The sequence below is a fragment of the Burkholderia lata genome, from assembly GCF_902499335.1.
Taxonomy (GTDB): Bacteria; Pseudomonadota; Gammaproteobacteria; order Burkholderiales; family Burkholderiaceae; genus Burkholderia; species Burkholderia lata_B.
The window spans coordinates 205,579-222,078 of record NZ_CABVQK010000002.1 but is presented as its reverse complement, the minus strand read 5'-3'; the positions used below and the strand labels follow the sequence as shown (position 1 = coordinate 222,078).

Sequence of the window (16,500 nt, the reverse complement as noted above, 5' to 3'; positions counted from 1 at the left end):
AGATTGTCAAACTACTGTCACGAAAACGGGCGACATTGTACCGTTTCCGGTCGGGCCGCGCCGCGCGCATGTGCGCACGGCGGGATTGGATACAACGTTTGGCGATTTAGGGCTTTACAACCGGCGTTACTCGCCGTAGAACGTCTGCGCCCCTGCAAAGTTGTCGAACTTCGTGTATTGCCCCAGGAACGTGAGCCGAACGGGGCCGATCGGACCGTTACGCTGCTTGCCGATGATGATTTCGGCCGTGCCCTTGTCGGGGCTATCCGGGTTGTAGACTTCGTCACGGTAGATGAACAGGATCACGTCCGCATCCTGTTCGATTGCGCCCGATTCACGCAAATCCGACATCACCGGACGCTTGTTCGGACGCTGTTCGAGGCCGCGGTTCAACTGCGACAGCGCGATCACCGGCACGTCGAGTTCCTTCGCGAGACTCTTCAGCGATCGCGAGATTTCCGAAATTTCGGTTGCGCGGTTCTCGCCCTGCGACGAACCCGACATCAGCTGCAGGTAGTCGACGATGATCAGGCCGAGCTTGCCGCATTGCCGCGCAAGACGCCGTGCGCGCGAGCGCAATTCCATCGGGTTCAGGCCGCCCGTCTCGTCGATGAAGAGCTGTGCCTCGCTCATCTTCTGCACGGCGTGCGTCAGTTTCGGCCAATCCTCATCCGTCAGGCGGCCCGTACGCATCCGGTGCTGGTCGAGCCGGCCGATCGAGCCGAGCATACGCATCACGAGCTGGGTGCCCGGCATTTCCATCGAGAACACCGCGACCGGCAGCCCGTACTCGACCGCAACGTATTCGCCGATGTTCATCGAGAACGCCGTCTTACCCATCGACGGACGCCCTGCGACGATGATCAGTTCGCCGCCATGCATCCCCGACGTCATCCGGTCGAGGTCGACGAAGCCCGTCGGCGTGCCCGTGACGTCGCTCGGATTCGCGGTGTGGTACAGCGTATCGATGCGCTCGACGACCTGCGTGAGCAGCGGGCCGATCTCGAGGAAGCCCTGGTTGCCGCGCGCGCCATCTTCGGCGATCGAGAACACCTTCGACTCGGCCTCGTCGAGCAGCTGACGGACTTCCTTGCCCTGCGGGTTGAACGCATCGGCCGAGATTTCGTCGGCGACCGACACGAGCCGGCGCAGCACCGCGCGGTCGCGCACGATTTCCGCATAGCGGCGGATGTTCGCCGCGCTTGGCGTGTTCTGCGCAAGGGCGTTCAGGTACGCGAGCCCGCCGACGTCATCGGCCTTGCCGGACGTGGTCAGTGCTTCGTACACGGTCACGACGTCGGCCGGGCGCGTCGACGCGATCAGGCGGCCGATGTGCTCGTAGATGATCCGGTGGTCGTAGCGGTAGAAATCGCCCTGCGACAGGAAGTCGGCAATCCGGTCCCAGGCCGCGTTGTCGAGCAACAGGCCGCCGAGCACGGATTGTTCGGCTTCGACCGAGTGCGGCGGGACTTTCAGCGATTCGATTTGAGGATCTTGCGGCGCGTTCATGGGTTGGGATTATCGCGAATAACCTACGACGACGCCAGAGAGAGCCCCGGCGATGCGGCAATAAAAAAGGCAGGCCCCGGTTGCCCGGGCGCCTGCCCTTGTCCGGACGGCGGAAGCCGCCCGGAAAGCTTGCGTACGCTTACGCGTGGTCGCCGATCACGTTGATCGTGACGTCGACAACGACGTCCGTGTGCAGCGCGACCTGGACGCCGTGCTCGCCGATCATCTTCAGCGGGCCTTCCGGCATGCGAACTTGCAGCTTCTCGACTTCGAAACCTGCCTTCTTCAGCAGTTCCGCGACGTCGCCGTTCGTGACCGAGCCGAACAGACGGCCGTCAACGCCCGACTTCTGCGTGATTTCGAACGACAGGCCGTTCAGCTTCTCGCCGACTGCCTGCGATGCTGCCAGCTTTTCAGCGGCGATCTTTTCGAGTTCAGCGCGGCGAACTTCGAATTCGGCGATCGCTTCCTTCGTTGCACGGCGAGCCTTGCGGTTCGGGATCAGGAAGTTGCGAGCGTAACCGTCCTTGACCTTGACGATGTCGCCGAGGTTGCCCAGATTGGCGACTTTTTCCAACAGAATGATTTGCATTCGAATTCTCCTTATTGCGTCGCCTGATTACGCCTTGTGCTGATCGGTGTACGGCAGCAGCGCGAGGAAACGCGCACGCTTGATTGCCGTATCCAGCTGACGCTGATAGTGCGACTTCGTACCCGTCAGACGAGCCGGCGTGATCTTGCCGTTTTCGCCGATGAAGTCCTTCAGCGTATCCGTGTCCTTGTAGTCGATCTGCTCGACGCCTGCAGCCGTGAAACGGCAGAACTTCTTGCGCTTGAAGAGCGGGTTTTGTTGCTGACGACGCTTGTCGAATTTCTTACCAGTCGGGCGGGGCATGATTTCAGTCCTTTCCAATGTCCTGCAATGCTGTGATGTGAAACACCAAGGTTCTCGCGTTGCGGCTTTTCTTTGCCAGAAAGCCCGTGAACAGCGTTTCGACGCCCATTTCACGGCTTTCCAGCCTGCCGCTCGCCTCACCGGCCGCCACCGCCTCGATCGTCATTTCGACCTGACGGGGAATGCCTGCTTCGACGACTTCCGTGCGGTGATGCAACGTGGCGCTTGCGATCGGAACACCCGCCGGCGTATATCGCACCGGTGCGCGTTCGACGACGCTTGCCTTCAATTGCAACCTGTTCACGTGAGTGACGCGCTCCTTGATGGCTTAATGAATGACGAACTTAAGCCTGCGCTTCGGTCGGCTGAGCTGCAGCCGCCTTCTTGGCTTCTTCGCGCTGAACTTCCTTCATCATCGGCGACGGGCCGGTTTCGGCCTTCTTCATCTTGACGATGAGGTGACGCAGCACGGCGTCGTTGAACTTGAACGCGTGTTCGAGTTCGTCGAGCGTCGTCTGGTCGCACTCGATGTTCATGCAGACGTAGTGAGCCTTCGCGAGTTTCTCGATCATGTAGGCCAGTTGGCGACGGCCCCAGTCTTCGACGCGGTGGATCTGACCGCCGTGCGACGCGATCGTGGTCTTGTAACGCTCGATCATCGCGGGCACTTGCTCGCTTTGATCGGGGTGCACGATGAATACGATTTCGTAATGACGCATTACACACTCCTTGTGGATTAAAGCCACCCGGGCGTCTGAACCGGTGTGGCAAGTGAGAAGCCGAAGATTCTAACCCGGATACGGGGCGCATGCAAGACCAATCGACAATTCGCGCGCGGATTCGGCCATGTTTTCAACGACTTGAAGGGGCGAGCCCGGGCATGCCGGCCGCCCTTCGGCCCTTTTCCCGGCCAGGGTCGGAACAGAAGCGCGCGGCGGGCCTGCAGCCCGCCGCCGTGCCGTCACTCGGTGCGCGTGCCGGCGAGCCGCGCATCGAGCGCGGTCCTGAACGCCGCGAGCGCCGATGGCTCAGCGTCGGTCACGGCCCACCAGGTCATCCCGGCCGCGTTCCAGCGGTCGAGCGCATAGCCCTGCGACACCGTCGCGTAAGGCGCCCCCGGCCCTTCCCCGGCCGGCCGCACGTAGACGTCGATCACGTGCTGCCGGTAACGGTAGACGAGCACCGCGACGCGGCGACGCCCGACGTAGTCGAGCCGGCCACCGACCAGCGCGAAGCCGTTCGCCGCGAGATCCTCGACCGGCGGCGCATAGTCGAGGCGGCCGTTGAACCACGGCTTGACCGTGTGCCGGTCGGTGGAGATCACGTCGATGTCGCGCGCCGACAGGTCGGCCCGCACGTGGCTCGACACGAGTTCGTCGACCGTGCGGTCGGTGTCGGCGTGGCGCGCCGACAATGCCATCCCGCCCGCCGCGGCAAGCGCCACCAGCAGCGCGACGCCCCAGCCGAGGCCGGGCAGCGCGGCGACCCGCGGCCCCGTGCCGGCCGACGCCGGGCGTGCCGACCCGCCTTGATCCGTCAGCCACGAGAACCAGCGGCGGCCACGCGGACGCGGCTGAGGCCGTGTTCGTGGCTCGGACTGCGGCTCCGGCCGCGCCTGCTCGCGCGCGGGCGCGTCCGCCGCTGCCGGCAGGCTTGCAAGAATACTGGCCCGCAGCGCATCCGGCGCGCGGTGATAGTCGGCCTGACGCACGGCCTGCACCAGCGTGACGATCCGCGCGCGCTCATGGCGGCACACTTCGCACCCTTCTACATGCTGCTGGACCCGCAACGCATCGGGCGCCGACAGCTCGCGGTCGACGTCCGCGTCCAGCAACGCTCGCGCTTCGTTACAGTCCATCGATAGCCTCCGATGCGGTTCCGCCTGCCGGCGTACGGCCCGGCCTGCCTGCGGCCGCCGGCGCCGGCGCGCCGCCCAGCAGCGCGGCGAGCTTGCGCCGGCCACGGGCGAGCCGCGACATCACCGTGCCGACCGGCACGTCCGCGATCGCTGCAATCTCGCGGTAACTCAGGTCCTCCATCTCGCGCAGCACGAGCACCTCGCGGTATTCGGGCGGCAGCTTCGCGAGCGCTTCATTCACGAGCCGCACGTTCTCGCCGCGCAGCAGGTGCGCGAGCGGATCCTCGCTCGCCGGTTGCCAGTCGTCGGGCACGTCGGTGTCGTCGAGCGTCTCGGGCAGCGCGACCTCGTGCGCATGCGTGCGGCGCCGCCATTCCGTGTACCAGGTGTGGCGCACGATCGTCAGCAGCCACGGCCGCGCGTTGTCGCCGCGACACGAATCGACGAAGCGCAGCGCGCGCATGCACGCGTCCTGGACGACATCGTCCGCATCGCCGGCGCTGCCGCTCAGCCAGCGCGCGAGGTTGTACGCGGCGTCGAGATGCGGCAGCACGAGCGCGCGAAACCGCTCGCCGCGCGCGACCGCGTCGTCCGTTGACCGCTCATCGACCGCCTGTCCGGCTTGCCCCACATGACCTCCCTGGTCCCGGCGGCCGAAGCCGCGCCCGTTCCGCGCACGGTGCCCGGACAGACCGGCAACGTGCGCGCTCGATGACCTTACCGTCGTTGTGTCGAGTTTATTCCCGCGCCGCGCGCCCGAAGCGCAAAAAATCGTCGGGCGGCCCGCTAGCCGGGACGTCCGCGCCGGTTACGGCGTGGTGCTCCAGTAGCCGGGGCTGGCGTAAGCGGCGCGCAGGTAGTCGATGAAGTAGCGCACACGCGCCGGCACGTAGCGCTGTTGAGGGTAGACCGCGAGGATGTCGTAGTCGGGCAGCGCATATTCGTCGAGCACGGTCTCGAGCTCGCCCGTCTCGAGCTGCGCGGCGATTTCCCACGTCGAGCGCCAGCCGAGCCCGAGGCCTTCGGCCACCCAGCGGTGCAGCAGCTCGCCGTCGTTGCAGTCGAGATTGCCGGCCACGCGCATCGTCGCGATCTTGCCGTGGCGCTGGAAATACCAGCCGCGGTTCTGCCCGCCCTGCAGGTTGAACGCGAGGCAGTTGTGCTTGAGCAGGTCGTCGAGCGACTTCGGCCGGCCGTGCCGGCGGAAATACTCGGGCGTGCCGCACACGACGCGCCGGTTCGACGCGAGCTTCACCGCGACGAAGTTCGGATCGACGGCCCCGCCGATCCGGATCGACAGGTCGTAGCCTTCGCGCACGAGATCGACGACGCGGTCGGTCAGGTTGAACGACAGCTGCATCTCGGGTTTGTCGACCAGAAAACCGGGTGCGTGCGGCGCGACGTGCTTGCGCCCGAACGCGGCCGGCGCGGACACGATCAGGTGCCCACTGACCGCGCGCCGCCCGGCGGCCAGCTCGTTCTCGGCCTGGTCCCATTCCGACAGGAGGCCGCGGCAGCGCTCGAGGAACGCGGCGCCCTCCTCGCTGACCACCAGCCGCCGCGTCGAGCGGTACATCAGCTTCACGCCGAGACGCTTTTCGAGCGCGTCGATGCGCCGCCCTAGCACGACCGGCGACACGCCCTCCTCGAGCGCCGCCGCCGCGAGGCTGCCGGCATCGGCCACCCGCACGAACGTCTCGATCTGCTTGAAGCGATCCATCTCCCGTCTCCGTCTCTGTTCCGGCACCGGCGGAAAGCCCCGCCCGGCCGTCATTCCATACTTTTAGTTTCGAAAAAAGCGACTCCGGCTGATCTTATCAAACCTTTCCTGCATCCCTAAAGTGTCCCCAACAGACCCATTTGCAAGATCCACCCCATTCAAGGAGACATTCATGGCCAAGATGAGAGCCGTCGACGCAGCTGTGCTCGTGCTCGAGAAAGAAGGCATCCAGACCGCGTTCGGCGTGCCGGGCGCAGCGATCAACCCGTTCTACTCCGCGATGCGCAAGTCGGGGGGCATCAGCCACGTGCTGGCACGCCACGTCGAAGGCGCGTCGCACATGGCCGAAGGCTTCACGCGGGCCGCCCCGGGCAACATCGGCGTGTGCATCGGCACGTCGGGCCCCGCCGGCACCGACATGATCACCGGCCTCTACTCCGCATCGGCCGACTCGATTCCGATCCTCGCGATCACGGGCCAGGCACCGCGTGCGCGCCTGTACAAGGAAGACTTCCAGGCCGTCGACATCGAATCGATCGCGAAGCCCGTCACGAAGTGGGCCGTCACCGTGCGCGAACCGGCGCTCGTGCCGCGCGTGTTCCAGCAGGCATTCCACCTGATGCGCTCGGGCCGTCCGGGCCCGGTGCTGGTCGACCTGCCGATCGACGTGCAGCTCGCCGAAATCGAATTCGACATCGATACGTATGAACCGCTGCCGGTCTACAAGCCCGCGGCCACCCGCGCGCAGATCGAGAAGGCGCTCACGATGCTGAACGACGCGGACAAGCCGCTGATCGTATCGGGCGGCGGCGTGCTCAACGCAGCGGCGGAAGACCTGCTCGTCCAGTTCGCCGAAACGATCGGCGTGCCGGTGATCCCGACGCTGATGTCGTGGGGCGCGATTCCGGACGACCATCCGCTGATGGCCGGCATGGTCGGCCTGCAGACGTCGCACCGCTACGGCAACGCGACGATGCTCGCGTCCGACTTCGTGCTCGGCATCGGCAACCGCTGGGCGAACCGCCACACGGGCAGCGTCGAGGTCTACACGAAGGGCCGCAAGTTCGTGCACGTCGACATCGAGCCGACGCAGATCGGCCGCGTGTTCGGCCCGGATCTCGGCATCGTGTCCGACGCGAAGGCCGCGCTGGAACTGTTCGTCGCCGTGGCGCAGGAATGGAAGGCCGCCGGCAAGCTGAAGGACCGCAGCGCATGGGTCGCCGACTGCCAGGCACGCAAGCGCACGCTGCAGCGCAAAACGCACTTCGACAACGTGCCGGTCAAGCCGCAGCGCGTGTACGAAGAGATGAACAAGGTGTTCGGCCGCGATACGTGCTACGTCAGCACGATCGGCCTGTCGCAGATCGCCGCCGCGCAGTTCCTGCACGTGTTCAAGGCACGTAACTGGATCAACTGCGGCCAGGCCGGCCCGCTCGGCTGGACGATCCCCGCCGCGCTCGGCGTGCGTGCAGCGGACCCGAGCCGCCCGATCGTCGCGCTGTCCGGCGACTACGACTTCCAGTTCATGATCGAGGAACTGGCAGCCGGCGCGCAATTCAAGCTGCCGTACGTGCACGTCGTCGTGAACAACTCGTACCTCGGGCTGATCCGCCAGGCGCAGCGTGCGTTCGACATGGACTACTGCGTGCAGCTCGCGTTCGACAACGTGAACGCGCCGGAACTGAACGGCTATGGCGTCGACCACGTGGCCGTCGCGGAAGGTCTCGGCTGCAAGGCGCTGCGCGTGTTCAAGCCGGAAGAGATCGAGCCGGCGCTGCGCCAGGCGCAAACGCTCGCCGAAGAGTTCAGCGTGCCGGTGGTCGTGGAAGTGATCCTCGAGCGCGTGACGAACATCTCGATGGGCACCGAAATCGACGCGATCAACGAATTCGAGGATCTCGCCGAAAAGGCCGAGCACGCACCGACCGCGATCTCGATGCTCGACTGAACCGCACGACATTTTTGACTGACCGACCGAAGAGGCTTAGCTCATGCCGAAGTTTGCTGCAAACCTGACCATGCTGTTCAACGAAGTGCCGTTCCTCGACCGCTTCAAGGCGGCTGCCGATGCGGGCTTCGATGCCGTCGAGTTCCTCTTCCCGTATCCGTACGCGAAAGAGGAACTCGCCGAGCGGCTCGAGACGCATCGCCTGCGCCTCGTGCTGCACAACCTGCCCGCGGGCAACTGGGACCAGGGCGAGCGCGGCATCGCGTGCCTGCCCGATCGCGTCGGCGAGTTTCAGGAAGGTGTCGGTCGTGCGATCGAGTACGCGAAGGCGCTGAAGGTGCCGCAGCTGAACTGCCTCGTCGGCATCCCGTCGGCAAGCACGGCGCGCGACAAGACGTTCGTCACGATCGTCGACAACCTGCGCTTTGCCGCCGATGCGCTCAAGCGCGAAGGCATCCGGCTGCTCGTCGAGCCGTGCAACAGCTTCGACATCCCGGGCTTCGCGCTGAACCGCTCGTCGGAAGGGCTCGACGTGATCCGCGCGGTCGGCTCGGACAACCTGTTCCTGCAGTACGACATCTATCACATGCAGCGCATGGAAGGCGAACTGGCCGCGACGATCGAACGCAACCTCGCATCGATCGGCCACGTCCAGCTCGCGGACAACCCGGGCCGTAACGAGCCGGGCACGGGCGAGATCAACTACGCGTTCCTGTTCGCGCTGCTCGACCGGCTCGGCTATGCCGGCTACGTCGGCTGCGAATACAAGCCCCGCACCACCACGACGGAAGGCCTCGGCTGGCTGCAAAGCGTCGCCGGCTGCGCACCGGGCTCGGCGCGTCGCGCCGCCTGAGATCCGCCTTTTCCGTTTTCAGCCCTATAGGAGACTTTCACATGGCAACCATCGGTTTCATCGGCCTCGGCATCATGGGCGCGCACATGGCGCGCAACCTGCTCAAGGGCGACCACCAGCTCGTCGTGAACGGCGCGTTCCCGATCCCCGACGACCTGCGCACGACCGCGAAGGTCGTCGCGAACTCGACCGAAGTCGCGCAGAACGCGGACATCATCATCGCGATGGTGCCGGATACGCCGGACGTGCGTAACGTGCTGTTCGCCGACGACGGCGTCGCGAAGGGCCTGACGGCCGGCAAGCTCGTGATCGACATGAGCTCGATCTCGCCGCTCGACACGCAGGAATTCGCGAAGCAGATCAATGCACTCGGTTGCGACTACCTCGACGCGCCGGTGTCCGGCGGCGAAGTCGGTGCACGCGAAGCGACGCTGACGATCATGGTCGGCGGCCCCGAGGCGGCATTCGAGCGCGCGAAGCCGCTGTTCGAGAAGATGGGCAAGAACATCACGCTCGTCGGCGACAACGGCGCGGGCCAGACCTGCAAGGTCGCGAACCAGATCATCGTCGCGCTGAACATCGAAGCGGTCGGCGAAGCGCTGCTGTTCGCCGCACGTTCGGGCGCGGATCCGGAGCGCGTGCGCCAGGCGCTGATGGGCGGCTTCGCCGCATCGCGCATCCTCGAAGTGCACGGCGCGCGGATGACGAAGCGCACGTTCGATCCGGGCTTCCGCATCGAGCTGCACCAGAAAGACCTGAACCTCGCGCTCGACGGCGCACGCAAGCTCGGGCTCGCGCTGCCGCACACCGCGAGCGCGCAGCAGCTGTTCAGCGTGTGTGCAGCACACGGCGGCAAGGCATGGGATCACTCGGCACTCGTGCGCGCGCTCGAGATCATGTCGAACTTCGAGATCGAGAAGACGGCAGGCTGAACGCAGGCCGCCTCGCGCGGCTGCCTTCGATCGATGCGGTAACGCGCTGTCCGTCGCGATGACGGACACGCGAATGACACACGTGACCGGCACGGCCGGTCGCATCGATGCGCGACGCATTCGCGCATCACGGTGGGGCGCCCCGCCCTGCACTGCCGACGGCATGCGGGACGGGGCGAAAAACGCCGCTCTGGGCTGAGAGCGGCGTGGTGGGGTCCGCAGCGGCACCCGGCGACGCCGGGGAAGCCTTGGTCGGTCAGACGTCGTCGTCGGGTGTCCGCCTGTCGGATTTTGCGTATTACATTTCTTTACGTTCAAGCGTGCGATTTTTCATGCAATCGTCGTCATGAACGCCTACACTTTCGCCACGCCTTTCGAGAAAACCGCCGCGCTAGCGTTCACCTCCGGTGACCGCACCCAGCGCGGTGTTTTTTTCGCCACTTCACGGCGCGTTTTCTTTTCAACCACCTAAGGAGTGCAACGATGGGTCTTCTTTCGTTTATCAAAGAGGCGGGTGAAAAACTGCTGGGTCATGCCGATGCGCAAGCAGCGGAAGATCCGAATGCCGCCAACCAGACCGCGGCCGATGCCATCAAGAACTACATCAACACGCAAGGTCTCGATACGTCGAACCTGACCGTGGCGTTCGACGGCGCATCGCGCACCGTGACGCTGTCGGGCAGCGTCGCCGACCTCGACACGAAGGCCAAGGTCAAGGTCGCGGCCGGCAACGTGCAGGGCGTCGCGGGCGTCAACGACGACGATCTGCAACCGGACGATCCGGAAGTGCAGTACCACGACGTGAAGCCGGGCGACACGCTGTCGGCGATCGCCAAGGAAGTCTATGGCGATGCGAACAAGTACCCGGCGATCTTCGAGGCGAACAAGCCGATGCTGTCGAGCCCGGACCGGATCTACCCGGGCCAGAAGCTCGTGATTCCGCCGCAGTCCTGAGCATTCCTGCCGGGCTGATACGAAAAAAAAGCAGGCCATCGGCCTGCTTTTTTTCATGGTGACGCGTGCCGCCCGAGCAGCACGTATCGATCACCGGGTCACACCGTATCGAACACGCGTTGCAGTTCGTCGCGGCCGTGAATGCCGTTCGCGAGCGCGAGCATCAGCAGCACGCGTGCCTTGAACGGGTTCAGCGACCCTGCGCTCACGAAGCCGAGCGCATCGTCGCTCGCGGCGCCGTTGCGCATCACGTGCCCCGACCCGACGCGCGAGGCGCGAACTACCGCAACGCCCGCGTTCACCGCATCGGCCAGCGCCGCCTGCAGCGTCGCATGAATCGAGCCGTTGCCGGTGCCCGCCACAACGAGGCCGCGCACGCCGGCCGCGACCAGCGCGTCGACGGCCGTGCGCGTCACGCCCGCATAGCTGGCAACGACTTCGACGGGCGGCCACGCCGCGGCGATCGCCAGTTGCGTGTCGCGCGAACGCGTGACGCGGCGCGCGAATTCGACCCGGCCGTCCTGCACCCAGCCGAGTGCGCCGAGTTCCGGCGACTGGAACGCGTCGACCGCATAGGTGCTCGTCTTCACGACGTCGCGCGCGCCGTGGATCCGGTTGTTGAACGCGACCAGCACACCCTGCCCGCGCGCGGACGGATGCGCGGCTACCGTCACCGCGTTCAGCAGGTTCAGCGGGCCGTCGGACGACAGCGCGGTCGCCGGCCGCATCGCGGCCGTCAGCACGACCGGCTTGTCGCCCTTGACGACCAGGTGCAGCGCATACGCGGTTTCCTCGAGCGTGTCGGTGCCGTGGGTGATCACGATGCCGTCGACCGCCGGATCGGCCATCAGCGCGTCGATCCGCGCGGCGAGCATGTTCCACAGCGGCAGCGCGAGATCCTTGCTGTCGATGCTGGCGATCTGCTCGGCGTCGATGCGCGCGACGGACGTGAGCGCCGGTACCGCGTCGACCAGGAAATTGACGCCGAGCGCGCCGGCCTGGTAGCCGGCCGTGCTGGCCGCGTCGGGCGCGGCGCCGGCGATCGTGCCGCCGGTGGCGAGCACGGCGATGCGCGGCAGCGCCGCCGCGGACGAAGGGGATGCGGAATTCGGAGTATTCATGGCCGCGATTGTAAAGGCTGGCGGTCGGGATCCGGCAGGTTCCGGCGCGACGGCCGAGGCCGGCCGCCGCACCTCATGGTTTGTCCCGATCGTCCGGCCGCGCGCGCCGTCAACGGCCGTGGTGTCCGCAACGTTATAGAAAGTGCCGTTTTGGTGTTTTCACATTGATTTGCCATAATCGGAACGCGCAGCGCGATGCGGCCCTATCCTCATCGCGCGGTGCTTCGTGACGGCGTCGATAACACGCAATTCACCCCATGGGAGTGTCGAAATGAAAATCCAATCGCTCGTAGCCGCCGTGCTTCTCGGCGGCATGCTGGCTTCCCCCGCGTTCGCGGCGAACAGCCAGCAGGACAAGATGAAGGCCTGTAACACCCAGGCAGCCGGCAAGACGGGCGACGAACGCAAGGCGTTCATGAAGGACTGCCTGTCGGCGAAGCCCGCGAAGGCAATGTCGCAACAGGAAAAGATGAAGGCGTGCAATACGCAAGCCACCGGCAAGAAAGGCGACGACCGCAAGGCGTTCATGAAGAGCTGCCTGAGCAGCCAGCCGGCAGCCTGAGTCCCGGCGCTCCCGTATCGAATGCCGCGCACCGTTTCGGCGGGCGCGGCATTTTTGTTTTCGTTGCACGCGCATCGACGCGCCCCACGCCCCGCTTCCCCCGCGCCTCCCGCCCCGCTTTTCCGGTCCGCCGTACCGGCGCCGCCACATGGTGCGGCAATTCGCCGCGTTTTCTTCTATGATGGCTGCAACGCGGCCCATCCAAGTACAAGAAGCGCCATCGGGCCGCCCTCGAGACAGACGCTCACACGCGTCAAACGGAGGCATGGATGGCATGGAGACAACACCGCTGGTTCCGCCGCTGGCTGATCGTGATCGTATTCTGGGCCGTGCCCGTCGCGATCGTCGCCGTGCGCGAGATCCGCGAGGAAATGGCGTACAACAAGGCGGACCTGCAGCTCGCGCTGACCACCTGGCAGCTCACCGACGCGCAGCAGGCCGCCGGCGCCGCCGCGAAGTGCCACGGGGATCCTGACGAGGCGCGCGCGGCCGGCTGTCCGGCCGACGTGCTCGCCGCCAATGCGCCGCGCCAGCAGGCGGCCCGCGACGAGTACGTGGTGCGCCGCAATACGCTTGCGGGCTACCTGTGGCATGCGTTCGTCGGCTACTGGGTCGTGCCGGCCGCGTTCCTGTTCGCCTGCGGCGTCGTGATCGCGCTGATCCGCCGCGCGCTGCGCCGTCCGCCAATCAAGCCGCCTGTGCCGCCCGTCACGCATTGATGCGCGCGGCAGGCGCCGCCGTCCGACCGACCGCCGTGTTTCCCGCATGCCGACCCGGTGCCGGTGCGCGGGCGCCGGTACGTCCGTTGGCGCACCGCGACATCCCCAAGCGATTTGACGCTTTTTCACGCCGCGACGAAAAGAGCCTGTAATCCGCTGTGATATAACTGCCGACGTGATCCGCTCCCTGAGCGAGACTCACTCCGAACATCATCCGATGGAGAAGAACGATGCAAAAACGGAATCTTGTGCTGAAAGCCGCCGCCGCGCTCATCGTCGGTAGCCTCGCGCTCACCGGTTGCACCACCACCCCGGACAAGCCGGACAACGCCGCAACCAACGCGTCGAAGCGCCAGGCCATCGACTCGAGCGTCGACGCTACGCTGTCGCGCATGTACTCCACGGTCAAGGGTTCGCGTGAACTCGTCGCGAAGTCGCGCGGCGTGCTCGTCTTCCCGGACGTCATCCAGGCCGGCTTCATCGTCGGCGGCCAGTCCGGCAACGGCGCACTGCGCGTCGGCGGCAGCACGGTCGGCTACTACAACACGTCGTCGCTGTCGGTCGGCCTGCAGGCCGGTGCACAGTCGAAGGCGATCGTGTTCCTGTTCATGACGCAGGAAGCGCTCGACGAATTCCGCGGCTCGGATGGCTGGGCAGCCGGCGCCGGCGCGTCGGTCGCGCTCGTGAAGATGGGCGCGAACGGCGCGGTCGACACGACCACGGCCACCGCGCCGGTCCAGGTCGTCGTGCTGACGAACGCGGGCCTGATGGGCGACGTGTCGATCAACGGCACGAAGGTCTCGAAGCTGAAGATCTGACGCTCGCGCATGGCCCGTGCGCACGGCGCGCGGGCCATGCACAAACGGCGATGTCCTTGCGGGCATCGCCGTTTTTTTATCCGCGCGCGTCCTGCGCCACGCGTGTCAGGTCGTCGAGTCGATCACCTTGAAGCGCGAGCGTTTCTGCGCACGGATCACCGACTGGTAGACGTCGACATACTGCTGCGCCATGCGGCGCGACGTGAAGCGTGCCTCGAAGCGCTGCCGCACGCGCGCGCGCGGCAGCAGGTGCAGCCGGTTCACCGCGGCCACCGCGCTGATTTCATCCTCGACGATAAAACCCGACACGCCCTCGTCCACCACTTCGGGCACCGCGCCGCGATTGAACGCGATCACCGGCGTGCCGCACGACATCGCCTCGATCATCACGAGGCCGAACGGCTCCGGCCAGTCGATCGGGAACAGCAGCGCATGCGCGCCCGACAGGAACTCGGCCTTCTGGTGATCCGCGATCTCGCCGATGAATTCGACGTGCGGCAACGCGAAGAGCGGCTTGATCTCGCGCTCGAAGTACTCCTGGTCGGCCGCATCGATCTTCGCGGCGATCTTGATCGGCAGCCCGCACTGGCGGGCGATGCGGATCGCCGTGTCGACGCGCTTCTCCGGCGAGATGCGGCCGAGGAACGCGAGATAGCGCGGCTCGACGGGCTGCGGCATGTAAAGCGTATCGGGCAGCCCGTGGTAGACGGTCGTCAGCCATTTCGCCTGCGGCAGCGGCTGGCGCTGCGAGTTCGAAATCGAGATCACCGGCGCCGTGTTGAACGTATCGAACACCGGCTGCTGCTCGGGCAGGTCGAGCCGGCCGTGCAGCGTCGTCACGTAAGGCGTTTCCTGCCGGTTGAAGACCGAGAACGAGTAGTAGTCCATGTGGAAATGGAGCACGTCGAAGTCCTTCGCGCGGCGCGCGACCGTCTCCATCAGCAGCATGTGCGGCGCGACCCGGTCGCGGATCGACGAATCGAGCCGCAGCGCGCGCGGCCAGACCGGCTCGAGCTTCGCCCGCGTCGTCGAATCGCCGCTGGCGAACAGCGTCACATCATGGCCGAGCTCGACGAGCGCCTCGGTGATGTAGGACACGACGCGCTCCGTGCCGCCGTACAGCTTCGGCGGCACCGATTCGGTCAGCGGCGCGATCTGGGCAATTCTCATGGTCCACGTCTCCTGTGTCCTGTCCGTTGCCGCACGGCCGGCGGGCCTCTACGCTTTCGCGCCCCGCTCGCCCCGATGCAGCGCTGGCCGGCACGGCGCCAGCCGGCTATCTCTTCATTATTCGCGATCCCGCTGCGCGGAACCGCCCGTCTTTCATTTTATGGGTGTTGTTACAGACAGGATACATTCCGCCTGCCGGGCCGATCCGGCCCCCGATGCGACGATCGCACCCGAACGCGCGCCGCCCCGCCCGTCAGCGCGACGGCCACTTCCAAGCCGGCAGGTCGCGCGTGTCGGCATCGACGAGCCCCGTCGCGCCGAGCTGCTTGTCGAGCACCAGCGATTCGCAGCCTGCCTCGCGCTCGAGCGTCGCGATCAGCCGGGCCGCGTGCGACACGACGAGCACCTGCGAACGCCGCGCCGCCTGCGCGATCAGGCGGCCGAGCGCCGGCAGCAGATCGGGGTGCAGGCTCGTCTCCGGTTCGTTCAGCACCATCAGCGCGGGCGGCCGCGGCGTCAGCAGCGCGGCCGCGAGCAGCAGGTAGCGCAGCGTGCCGTCCGACAGCTCGGCCGCCGCGAGCGGCCGCAGCAGCCCCGGCTGGCGCATCAGCACGTCGAAGCGGCCACGGCCGCCCGGGTTGTCGATCTCGACCGACGCGCCGGGAAACGCGTCGTCGATCGCCGCATCGAGTGCCGCGCCGTCGCCGATTTCGCGGATCGTCTGCAACGCGGCGGCCAGGTCGGCGCCATCGTCCGCGAGCACCGGCGTATGGGTGCCGATGTGCGACTGCCGCGCCGGCGCCTGCGCATCGGTCCGGAAATGGTCGTAGAAACGCCACGAGCGGATCCGCTCTCGCACCGCGATCATCTCGGGCGCACCGGTCGGATCGGCGAACTCGGTCATCATGCTGTCGAAGCTGGCAACCGGCTGCGGAATCGTCTGCCAGTCACCCGATGCGGTGCGTGCGCGGATCTGCGCGCCCTGCCGGTCGACCAGCAGCGTCGACGGACGCAGCAGCGCGCCGCCCCAGATGCATTCGCGCTTGACCACCGGATCGAGCCCGAACTCCGAGCGGCTCGGGATCGGCAGGCCGAGATCGATCGAATAGCCGAAATCGTCGCAGGCGAAGCCGAGCTTCAGGCTCACGGGCCCCTTGCGCACCGTGCCGGTCACCGGCACGTCGCCGTCCAGCATCGCCCGCGAGAAGCGCTCGGGGCCGGCCCACAGCGTCGACGGCAACCCGCCTTCGCGGGCTAGCGACGGGATCACGCGCCCCTGCGCGGTATCGGCGAGCAGCCGCAGTGCGCGGTACACGCTCGACTTGCCGCTGCCGTTCGGCCCCGTGACGACGTTGAGCGCCGCGAGCGGCACGATCAGCTCGCGCAGCGAGCGGTAATTGGCGATGGCGAGCGTGTTCAGCGCAGTCATGACGATGGAGGG

General features: G+C 66.4%; 19 protein-coding genes. 8 read left to right on the top strand and 11 right to left on the bottom strand.

Annotation, left to right across the window (positions count from 1 at the left end; all coding sequences use genetic code 11):
* Positions 1 to 126 precede the first annotated feature (126 nt).
* From BCO18175_RS05275 to BCO18175_RS05240, 8 genes are all read right to left on the bottom strand, one after another.
* A complete protein-coding gene (locus BCO18175_RS05275) occupies positions 127 to 1,509 on the bottom strand; it encodes a replicative DNA helicase (protein WP_011352313.1) in 1,383 nt (460 codons plus the stop codon).
* A gap of 139 nt (positions 1,510 to 1,648) precedes the next feature.
* Complete coding sequence (rplI, locus tag BCO18175_RS05270) at positions 1,649 to 2,101, bottom strand: 50S ribosomal protein L9 (protein WP_174979802.1); 453 nt, start codon at positions 2,099 to 2,101, stop codon at positions 1,649 to 1,651.
* Between the two features lie 27 nt (positions 2,102 to 2,128).
* Positions 2,129 to 2,404, bottom strand: a complete 276-nt coding sequence (rpsR, locus tag BCO18175_RS05265; RefSeq protein ID WP_174388124.1) for a 30S ribosomal protein S18 — start codon at positions 2,402 to 2,404, stop codon at positions 2,129 to 2,131.
* A gap of 4 nt (positions 2,405 to 2,408) precedes the next feature.
* Complete coding sequence (gene priB / locus BCO18175_RS05260) at positions 2,409 to 2,708, bottom strand: primosomal replication protein N (RefSeq protein ID WP_014896852.1); 300 nt, start codon at positions 2,706 to 2,708, stop codon at positions 2,409 to 2,411.
* Positions 2,709 to 2,748: 40 nt separating this feature from the next.
* Positions 2,749 to 3,123, bottom strand: a complete 375-nt coding sequence (gene rpsF / locus BCO18175_RS05255; RefSeq protein WP_174914751.1) for a 30S ribosomal protein S6 — start codon at positions 3,121 to 3,123, stop codon at positions 2,749 to 2,751.
* Between the two features lie 242 nt (positions 3,124 to 3,365).
* On the bottom strand, positions 3,366 to 4,262 hold the full coding sequence (locus tag BCO18175_RS05250) for an anti-sigma factor family protein (protein WP_174979801.1): 897 nt from the start codon (positions 4,260 to 4,262) through the stop codon (positions 3,366 to 3,368).
* Positions 4,252 to 4,893 carry an RNA polymerase sigma factor gene (locus BCO18175_RS05245; protein WP_174979800.1) on the bottom strand — a complete coding sequence of 214 codons (642 nt, stop codon included), beginning with the start codon at positions 4,891 to 4,893 and terminating at the stop codon, positions 4,252 to 4,254. The genes BCO18175_RS05250 and BCO18175_RS05245 overlap by 11 nt, the downstream gene beginning before the upstream one ends.
* Before the next feature lie 177 nt (positions 4,894 to 5,070).
* Complete coding sequence (locus BCO18175_RS05240) at positions 5,071 to 5,982, bottom strand: LysR family transcriptional regulator (protein ID WP_043188170.1); 912 nt, start codon at positions 5,980 to 5,982, stop codon at positions 5,071 to 5,073.
* 172 nt (positions 5,983 to 6,154) lie between these two features.
* Here BCO18175_RS05240 and gcl point away from each other — a divergent pair, with 172 nt between their 5' ends.
* From gcl to lysM, 5 genes are all read left to right on the top strand, one after another.
* Positions 6,155 to 7,930 carry a glyoxylate carboligase gene (gene gcl, locus BCO18175_RS05235; protein WP_174914744.1) on the top strand — a complete coding sequence of 592 codons (1,776 nt, stop codon included), beginning with the start codon at positions 6,155 to 6,157 and terminating at the stop codon, positions 7,928 to 7,930.
* 43 nt (positions 7,931 to 7,973) lie between these two features.
* A complete protein-coding gene (hyi, locus tag BCO18175_RS05230) occupies positions 7,974 to 8,783 on the top strand; it encodes a hydroxypyruvate isomerase (RefSeq protein ID WP_011657073.1) in 810 nt (269 codons plus the stop codon).
* Positions 8,784 to 8,824: 41 nt separating this feature from the next.
* On the top strand, positions 8,825 to 9,715 hold the full coding sequence (locus BCO18175_RS05225) for a 2-hydroxy-3-oxopropionate reductase (RefSeq protein WP_174914740.1): 891 nt from the start codon (positions 8,825 to 8,827) through the stop codon (positions 9,713 to 9,715).
* Between the two features lie 346 nt (positions 9,716 to 10,061).
* The gene (locus BCO18175_RS40835) at positions 10,062 to 10,187 is read left to right on the top strand and encodes a hypothetical protein (RefSeq protein WP_277403746.1); all 126 of its coding nucleotides are present in this window, start codon (positions 10,062 to 10,064) and stop codon (positions 10,185 to 10,187) included.
* 11 nt (positions 10,188 to 10,198) lie between these two features.
* Positions 10,199 to 10,669: a peptidoglycan-binding protein LysM gene (lysM, locus tag BCO18175_RS05220; protein WP_021162125.1), complete on the top strand. Its 471-nt coding sequence runs from the start codon at positions 10,199 to 10,201 to the stop codon at positions 10,667 to 10,669.
* Between the two features lie 98 nt (positions 10,670 to 10,767).
* Here lysM and BCO18175_RS05215 read toward each other — a convergent pair whose 3' ends face one another.
* Positions 10,768 to 11,790 (bottom strand): asparaginase, encoded by a 1,023-nt coding sequence (locus BCO18175_RS05215; RefSeq protein ID WP_174914738.1) that lies wholly within the window; start codon positions 11,788 to 11,790, stop codon positions 10,768 to 10,770.
* A gap of 271 nt (positions 11,791 to 12,061) precedes the next feature.
* Here BCO18175_RS05215 and BCO18175_RS05210 point away from each other — a divergent pair, with 271 nt between their 5' ends.
* The 3 genes from BCO18175_RS05210 (at position 12,062) to BCO18175_RS05200 (ending at position 13,889) form a co-directional block, all read left to right on the top strand.
* Positions 12,062 to 12,352 carry a PsiF family protein gene (locus BCO18175_RS05210; protein WP_043188161.1) on the top strand — a complete coding sequence of 97 codons (291 nt, stop codon included), beginning with the start codon at positions 12,062 to 12,064 and terminating at the stop codon, positions 12,350 to 12,352.
* A gap of 269 nt (positions 12,353 to 12,621) precedes the next feature.
* The gene (locus BCO18175_RS05205) at positions 12,622 to 13,071 is read left to right on the top strand and encodes a hypothetical protein (protein ID WP_050013249.1); all 450 of its coding nucleotides are present in this window, start codon (positions 12,622 to 12,624) and stop codon (positions 13,069 to 13,071) included.
* Between the two features lie 230 nt (positions 13,072 to 13,301).
* On the top strand, positions 13,302 to 13,889 hold the full coding sequence (locus BCO18175_RS05200; protein ID WP_011352325.1) for a BPSL1445 family SYLF domain-containing lipoprotein: 588 nt from the start codon (positions 13,302 to 13,304) through the stop codon (positions 13,887 to 13,889).
* Positions 13,890 to 13,994: 105 nt separating this feature from the next.
* Here the strand turns inward: BCO18175_RS05200 and BCO18175_RS05195 are convergent, their stop codons facing one another.
* Positions 13,995 to 15,059: a glycosyltransferase family 4 protein gene (locus tag BCO18175_RS05195; protein WP_174979799.1), complete on the bottom strand. Its 1,065-nt coding sequence runs from the start codon at positions 15,057 to 15,059 to the stop codon at positions 13,995 to 13,997.
* Positions 15,060 to 15,312: 253 nt separating this feature from the next.
* The gene (locus BCO18175_RS05190; protein ID WP_174979798.1) at positions 15,313 to 16,488 is read right to left on the bottom strand and encodes an AAA family ATPase; all 1,176 of its coding nucleotides are present in this window, start codon (positions 16,486 to 16,488) and stop codon (positions 15,313 to 15,315) included.
* Between the last annotated feature and the right edge of the window lie 12 nt (positions 16,489 to 16,500).

Coding starts and splice junctions, on each gene's coding strand:
- BCO18175_RS05210 (WP_043188161.1), top strand. CDS start 12,062: ATGAAAATCCAATCGCTCGTAGCCGCCGTGCTTCTCGGCGGCATGCTG.
- rplI (WP_174979802.1), bottom strand. CDS start 2,101: ATGCAAATCATTCTGTTGGAAAAAGTCGCCAATCTGGGCAACCTCGGC.
- BCO18175_RS40835 (WP_277403746.1), top strand. CDS start 10,062: ATGAACGCCTACACTTTCGCCACGCCTTTCGAGAAAACCGCCGCGCTA.
- BCO18175_RS05195 (WP_174979799.1), bottom strand. CDS start 15,059: ATGAGAATTGCCCAGATCGCGCCGCTGACCGAATCGGTGCCGCCGAAG.
- BCO18175_RS05240 (WP_043188170.1), bottom strand. CDS start 5,982: ATGGATCGCTTCAAGCAGATCGAGACGTTCGTGCGGGTGGCCGATGCC.
- BCO18175_RS05225 (WP_174914740.1), top strand. CDS start 8,825: ATGGCAACCATCGGTTTCATCGGCCTCGGCATCATGGGCGCGCACATG.
- BCO18175_RS05275 (WP_011352313.1), bottom strand. CDS start 1,509: ATGAACGCGCCGCAAGATCCTCAAATCGAATCGCTGAAAGTCCCGCCG.
- BCO18175_RS05190 (WP_174979798.1), bottom strand. CDS start 16,488: ATGACTGCGCTGAACACGCTCGCCATCGCCAATTACCGCTCGCTGCGC.
- hyi (WP_011657073.1), top strand. CDS start 7,974: ATGCCGAAGTTTGCTGCAAACCTGACCATGCTGTTCAACGAAGTGCCG.
- BCO18175_RS05215 (WP_174914738.1), bottom strand. CDS start 11,790: ATGAATACTCCGAATTCCGCATCCCCTTCGTCCGCGGCGGCGCTGCCG.
- BCO18175_RS05250 (WP_174979801.1), bottom strand. CDS start 4,262: ATGGACTGTAACGAAGCGCGAGCGTTGCTGGACGCGGACGTCGACCGC.
- gcl (WP_174914744.1), top strand. CDS start 6,155: ATGGCCAAGATGAGAGCCGTCGACGCAGCTGTGCTCGTGCTCGAGAAA.
- BCO18175_RS05205 (WP_050013249.1), top strand. CDS start 12,622: ATGGCATGGAGACAACACCGCTGGTTCCGCCGCTGGCTGATCGTGATC.
- BCO18175_RS05200 (WP_011352325.1), top strand. CDS start 13,302: ATGCAAAAACGGAATCTTGTGCTGAAAGCCGCCGCCGCGCTCATCGTC.
- lysM (WP_021162125.1), top strand. CDS start 10,199: ATGGGTCTTCTTTCGTTTATCAAAGAGGCGGGTGAAAAACTGCTGGGT.
- rpsR (WP_174388124.1), bottom strand. CDS start 2,404: ATGCCCCGCCCGACTGGTAAGAAATTCGACAAGCGTCGTCAGCAACAA.
- rpsF (WP_174914751.1), bottom strand. CDS start 3,123: ATGCGTCATTACGAAATCGTATTCATCGTGCACCCCGATCAAAGCGAG.